General features: G+C 67.4%; 7 protein-coding genes and 1 pseudogene. 2 read left to right on the top strand and 6 right to left on the bottom strand.

The annotated features are described in order from the left end of the window. The 6 genes and pseudogenes from ACWDU1_RS28015 to ACWDU1_RS28040 form a co-directional block, all read right to left on the bottom strand. Positions 1-326: pseudogene (locus ACWDU1_RS28015) on the bottom strand (hypothetical protein); the annotation flags it as partial. 77 nt (positions 327-403) lie between these two features. Continuing rightward, positions 404-838, bottom strand: a complete 435-nt coding sequence (locus tag ACWDU1_RS28020; protein WP_450003008.1) for a type II toxin-antitoxin system VapC family toxin — start codon at positions 836-838, stop codon at positions 404-406. Then, the gene (locus ACWDU1_RS28025) at positions 838-1098 is read right to left on the bottom strand and encodes a type II toxin-antitoxin system CcdA family antitoxin (protein WP_450003010.1); all 261 of its coding nucleotides are present in this window, start codon (positions 1096-1098) and stop codon (positions 838-840) included. Before ACWDU1_RS28025 ends, ACWDU1_RS28020 begins: the two co-directional genes overlap by 1 nt. A gap of 105 nt (positions 1099-1203) precedes the next feature. Further along, the gene (gene ilvC / locus ACWDU1_RS28030) at positions 1204-2205 is read right to left on the bottom strand and encodes a ketol-acid reductoisomerase (protein ID WP_195055121.1); all 1002 of its coding nucleotides are present in this window, start codon (positions 2203-2205) and stop codon (positions 1204-1206) included. 111 nt (positions 2206-2316) lie between these two features. Continuing rightward, on the bottom strand, positions 2317-2820 hold the full coding sequence (ilvN, locus tag ACWDU1_RS28035) for an acetolactate synthase small subunit (protein ID WP_058856806.1): 504 nt from the start codon (positions 2818-2820) through the stop codon (positions 2317-2319). Next, complete coding sequence (locus ACWDU1_RS28040; RefSeq protein WP_450003012.1) at positions 2817-4742, bottom strand: acetolactate synthase large subunit; 1926 nt, start codon at positions 4740-4742, stop codon at positions 2817-2819. The genes ilvN and ACWDU1_RS28040 overlap by 4 nt, the downstream gene beginning before the upstream one ends. A 400-nt stretch (positions 4743-5142) precedes the next feature. Here ACWDU1_RS28040 and ACWDU1_RS28045 point away from each other — a divergent pair, with 400 nt between their 5' ends. Together ACWDU1_RS28045 and ACWDU1_RS28050 are read left to right on the top strand one after the other, a co-directional pair. After that, positions 5143-5649, top strand: coding sequence for a PH domain-containing protein (locus ACWDU1_RS28045; RefSeq protein WP_450003014.1), 507 nt, complete (start codon positions 5143-5145; stop codon positions 5647-5649). A gap of 98 nt (positions 5650-5747) precedes the next feature. Then, positions 5748-6100: dihydroxy-acid dehydratase domain-containing protein (locus ACWDU1_RS28050; RefSeq protein ID WP_450003015.1), on the top strand; the 353-nt coding region annotated here is incomplete at its 3' end.

The following is a 6100-nucleotide window of genomic DNA, read 5'->3' on the forward strand; positions in this document are numbered from 1 at the left end:
TGCCGGGACAGTCGGTTCCGCACAGCGAGCAGCACGGATTCGCCGGACCGCTCGAGCACGTACAGTCCGCAGGTATCGGTGACGGCGTGCAAGAGATAGGCACCGACCAGCGCGGCCAGGGACCAGGCCAGGGTCTTACCGGCGGTCGCGTCCCGGATGACCTGGCCGGCCAGCACCGGCTGCACCAACGAGAGTCCGGTACCCAGCAGCAGGAGCACTGTCGCTCCCAGCAGAGCCTTCCGGTGCGGCGCGATCAGCCGTAACAACGCTCCGACTCGCCGCGGCCACGAGTCGCCGGGCTGGGCGCCGTCGGTGATCGCCGACATCAATGCTCCTGTTCGTCCCCGGGCCGACCACGATCAGGCGGCCGCATATCGCCGGGTTCCCCGCCCCACCGACCAGCTCATTCCGGGCTGCGGGTGATGATCCGCGCAGCCGGTACCGCGTCGGCGAGATGCATGATGTCGTCGGGATCCGAGGTGATCACCAGACCACCGCCGAACTGAGCGCATACGGCGACCACATGCGCGTCGGCCAAGTATCGACTGCCCACCTTCGCGCTGTTGAGAATCGCACCCACCTGACGAGCTAGTTCGAAATCGGTGTCCACTATCCGCACCGGCCGGTGTGCCGCACCGTCGCGCGGCATGCGGGCAACCAACCTTTCCACCTGCCGGGTGCGGGAGACGCCGCGGCAGACCTCGGCGCAGACAACCGCCGGTGTCAGAACTTCACTTCCGCGGCGGTACGCCTCCGCGAGAAGCGCTTGCACCCGCTTGGGCGGCTTCGGCTCGCACGCGGCCGAGAGGCCGGCGGAATCGAGTATGACCGGCAGCATCAGGCGATCTCACGCCCGAAGCCGATACCTTCGAGTTCGTCGAAGGCCGCAGCCGCGTCGCGCGCGTCGGCGTCGTCGACCGGGCCGGCGGACCGCTCCCAGCCATCGAGCAGCTCCTGGAGGGCACCCCGCCGCGCCATCCGATCCACATGCTCGGTGAGCGCAGCGTTGACAACGGCGGACAAGTGCGCGTCGCCCAGCTCACGCGCTTTCTCCAGGACCTCTTCATCGATGGTCACCGTTATCTTACGTTTGGCCATACAAGCATCTTACCTACTCGGCCGAGGGGGCGGACCCAAACATCAGGAAAGGGCCCCTCCGCGACCTGCGGAAGGGCCCTTTTCGACGCTGGATCAGCGAACCACTCAGGCGGTTTCGGTGATCGGCCGGTCCACCCAGCTCATCAGGTCGCGCAGCTTCTTGCCGGTGACCTCGATCGGGTGCTCGGCGTTCTGCTTGCGCAGGCCCTCGAGCTCCTTGTTGCCGCCCTCGACATTGGCGACCAGGCGCTTGACGAAGGTGCCGTCCTGGATGTCCTTGAGGATGTCCTGCATGCGCTTCTTGGTGTCGGCGTCGATGACCCGCGGGCCCGACAGGTAGCCACCGAATTCGGCGGTATCGGAGACCGAGTAGTTCATGCGGGCGATCCCGCCCTCGTACATGAGGTCGACGATGAGCTTGAGCTCGTGCAGCACCTCGAAGTAGGCCATCTCGGGGGCGTAGCCGGCCTCGACCATGACCTCGAAACCGGTTTTGACCAGTTCCTCGGTGCCGCCGCAGAGCACGGCCTGCTCACCGAAGAGGTCGGTTTCGGTCTCTTCCTTGAAAGTGGTCTTGATGACGCCGGCGCGGGTGCCGCCGATGCCCTTGGCATAGGACAGCGCCAGGGCCTGACCCTCGCCCTTGGGGTCCTGCTCGATGGCGATCAGGGCGGGCACGCCCTTGCCGTCGACGAACTGACGCCGCACCAGGTGGCCCGGGCCCTTGGGGGCGACCATGCCGATGGTGATCTCGGCGGCCGGCTTGATCAGGCCGAAGTGGATGTTGAGGCCGTGGCCGAAGAACAGCGCGTCGCCGTCCTTCAGGTTGGGCTCGATGTCATTGGTGAAGATCGACGCCTGCGCGGTGTCGGGGGCCAGCAGCATGATGACGTCGGCCCATTCCGAGACCTCGGCGGGGGTGCCGACGGTCAGCCCGGCTTCTTCGGCCTTGGCCCGCGACTTGGAGCCTTCCTTGAGGCCGATGCGCACCTCGACGCCCGAATCGCGCAGGCTCAGCGAATGCGCGTGACCCTGGCTGCCGTAGCCGATCACCGCGACCTTGCGGCCCTGGATGATCGACAGGTCGGCATCGTCGTCGTAGAACATCTCGACTGCCACTTGGTGGTATCCCTTCTGACTTATTCGAACCCGCGAAACGCGGGAAACGGTAAACGAGGCATATGAGGCAGCCGGGCGCGGGGTGCGCCCGGCCACGGGTTAGCGGGTGGCGGTGATGGACTTGGGTCCACGGCCGACGGCCACCACCCCGGACTGCACGATCTCCCGGATCCCGTACGGCTCGAGCATGCGCAGCAGCGCGTCGAGCTTGGAGCGGGTACCGGTCGCCTCGACGGTGAGGGCGTCGGGCGAGACATCGATGACCTTGGCACGGAACAGGTTCACCGATTCGATGACCTGGGTGCGCACACTGGCGTCGGCCCGGACCTTCACCAGGATCAGCTCGCGGGCCACGGAGGTGTCCGGGTCCTGCTCGACGATCTTGATCACATTCACCAGCTTGTTGAGCTGTTTGGTGACCTGTTCCAGCGGCAGATCATCCACGGTGACCACGATGGTCATCCGGGAGATCTCCTTGACCTCGGTGGCGCCGACGGCCAGGGATTCAATATTGAATCCGCGCCGGGAGAAGAGGCTGGCCACCCGGGCGAGCACACCGGGTTTGTCCTCGACCAGGACGCTGAGGGTGTGGGTGGTGCTCATGACGGGTTCCCCTCGGTCTCGGCCTGCTCGCGGTTCATGGCCTCGTGGATGACGGCCGGTTCGGCGGCCGCCTCGTCCTCGTCGAACAGCGGGCGGATCCCGCGGGCCGCCATGATCTCGTCGTTACTGGTGCCGGCGGCGACCATCGGCCACACCTGGGCGTCCTTGCCGACGATGAAATCGATCACCACGGGCCGGTCGTCGATCGACTGGGCCTCGCGGATCGCGGCCTCGACGTCCTCTTCCTTCTCCACCCGGATCCCGTGGCAGCCCAGCGCCTCGGCGAGCTTCACGAAATCCGGGATGCGCAGGCCGTGGGTCTTGAGGTCGGTATTGGAGTAGCGCTGGTCGTAGAACAGGGTCTGCCACTGGCGGACCATGCCCAGGTTGCCGTTGTTGATCAGCGCGACCTTGATCGGCACGCCCTCCACCGCGCAGGTGGCGAGCTCCTGATTGGTCATCTGGAAGCAGCCGTCACCGTCGACCGCCCACACCTCGCGGTCGGGGGCGCCCATCTTGGCACCCATGGCGGCGGGCACCGCGTAACCCATGGTCCCGGCGCCGCCGGAGTTCAGCCAGGTCCGCGGCTTCTCGTATTTGATGAACTGGGCGGCCCACATCTGGTGCTGGCCGACGCCCGCGCAGTAGATGGCATCGGGCCCGGCCAGGCGGCCCAGGGTCTCGATGACGTACTCCGGCGAGAGCGCGCCGTCGGAGGGGGCGGTCCAGCCCAGCGGGTAGGACTCGCGGATACCGTCGAGGTAGGCACGCCAGGCGGTCAGGTCGAGTTCGAAACCGGCCGGATCGGCGCGCAGGGTCTCGATGAGCTCGGTGAGCACCTCGCGGCAGTCGCCGACGATCGGCACATCGGCATGCCGGTTCTTCCCGATCTCGGCGGGGTCGATATCGGCGTGGATGACCTTCGCGCCCGGCGCGAAGGAGTCCAGCCGGCCGGTGACCCGGTCGTCGAAGCGGGCACCGAGGGTGACCAGCAGATCGGATTTCTGCAGCGCGGCCACCGCGGCCACGGTGCCGTGCATACCCGGCATACCCATATTGAGTTCGTGGCTGTCGGGGAACGCGCCGCGCGCCATCAAGGTGGTGACCACCGGGATACCGGTGAGTTCGGCCAGCTCCAGCAGTTCCGCCGACGCCTCCGACTTGATCACCCCGCCGCCCACGTAGAGCACGGGCTGCTTGGCTTCGGCGATCAGCCGGGCCGCCTCGCGGACCTGCTTACCGTGCGGTTTGGTGACCGGGCGGTAGCCGGGCAGCCGCATCTCCGGCGGCCAGCTGAAGGTGGTCTGCTCCTGCAGCACGTCCTTCGGGATATCCACCAGCACCACCCCGGGACGTCCGCTGGAGGCCAGATAGAAGGCCTCGGCGAGCATCCGCGGGATATCCAGGCCGTCCTTGATCAGGAAGTTGTGTTTGGTGATCGGCATGGTGATGCCGGAGATATCGGCTTCCTGGAAGGCATCGGTGCCGATCAGGGCGCGACCCACCTGACCGGTGATCGCGACCATCGGCACCGAATCCATCTGGGCGTCCGCGATGGGGGTCACCAGGTTGGTGGCGCCGGGGCCGGAGGTGGCCATACAGACGCCCACCTTGCCGGTGGCCTGGGCGTATCCGGTGGCCGCGTGGCCGGCACCCTGCTCGTGACGGACGAGGACGTGGCGGACCTTGGTGGAGTCGAAAAGCGGATCGTAAACAGGAAGGACGGCGCCGCCGGGAATGCCGAATACGGTGTCGACGCCGAGCTCCTCGAGGGAGCGTACGACGGACTGCGCGCCGGTGACCCGCTCGGGCGGGAGCTGGCGGCGGTTCGCCTGGGTGGTCGGTGCGCCGGCCGCGGCCGGCGGGTTCGAAGGCGCGGGCCTGCGGGCCGAGGGCCCGGGCCGAGTAGTTGGTGCGCTCACCGTCTTGGTTCCTTACTGCTTGTCGTTCACTGGTCCCGACATAAAAAAGCCCCCGACAGCCGGCGGCTGTTCGAGGGTGGCGCGTCGCAGTGCGAGCTGACGTATTCGTCTCCGGATCGTCGGGCTCAGCGCTGGACGCGCCGGCCGATTACGAGCAACTCGTTTCGATTCACGCGCATGACGGTATGTGTGCGTGCGGTGCAGAGTCAAACAGCTGACCGCTGACTTCCCATTATGTGAGAAGGTAGCGGGTGCTCACGCCCGTCCACCGTGATGCGAGGATGGTGGTGTGTCATCACCGCATCAGTCCGTGCCACCACCTGAATCGTCCCACAACCCCGCGACCGCGGCGGTAACGGGTGGCGATACGGCGCCGCCGGGACCGACCCGTGTGATCCGCATGACACGGCTGTCGTTCCTGGGCGTGTTCATCCTGGCGATGTGCGTGTTCTTCCCGATCGTCGGCTGGCCCGCCGGACTGTTCTGGCTGGCGCTCATTCCGCTGGCGGTCCTCTACTACATCCTGCGTGCCCAGACCACGGTGTCGCCGGACGGGCTGGACCTGCGGTCGGCGTTCTCCTCCCGGCATATCGACTGGGAGCGCCTCAAAGGTGTCGGCATTCCCAAGCGCGGTTACGTGCGCGTCCATCTCGACGACGACAGCGAGGTGCCGCTGCCGGCGGTAAGCTACGACCGGCTGCGCGATCTGGTCGACGCGTCGGGCGGGCGAATCCCCGACCCCTTCGCGATCCCCGACCCGGAGACGACCTCCGAATCCGCCGCGGCCGACGACACCGCGCCCGGCAGCGAGTCCGGCGCGACCCCCGCGAACGGCGACTCCGCCGCCGCGGACACCGGCCGGACCACGGCCGATACCGACCCCGAGTCGACTTCCGAACGGGAGTAGCCTGGAGAATCGCCGATCGCCCGGACCGCGGTCACCTGCCGCCGGGTGGTACGGCGCCGTCGCAACTTTCAGCCCCCGCGACCAGACCGAGGACATCCATGCCACCGCTTCGTTCCCGCACGACCACCATCGGCCGCAATGCCGCCGGCGCCCGCGCCCTGTGGCGGGCCACCGGTATGACCGACTCCGATTTCGGTAAGCCGATCGTCGCGATCGCCAACTCCTACACCCAGTTCGTGCCCGGGCACGTCCATCTCAAGGATGTCGGGGAGATCGTGGCCGAGGCGGTCCGGGAGGCGGGCGGCGTACCGCGCGAATTCCACACCATCGCCGTCGACGACGGTATCGCCATGGGACACGGCGGCATGCTTTACTCGCTGCCCAGCCGCGAGATCATCGCCGATTCCGTGGAGTACATGGCCAACGCGCACACCGCCGACGCGCTGGTGTG

The organism is Nocardia sp. NPDC003345, from assembly GCF_053589395.1.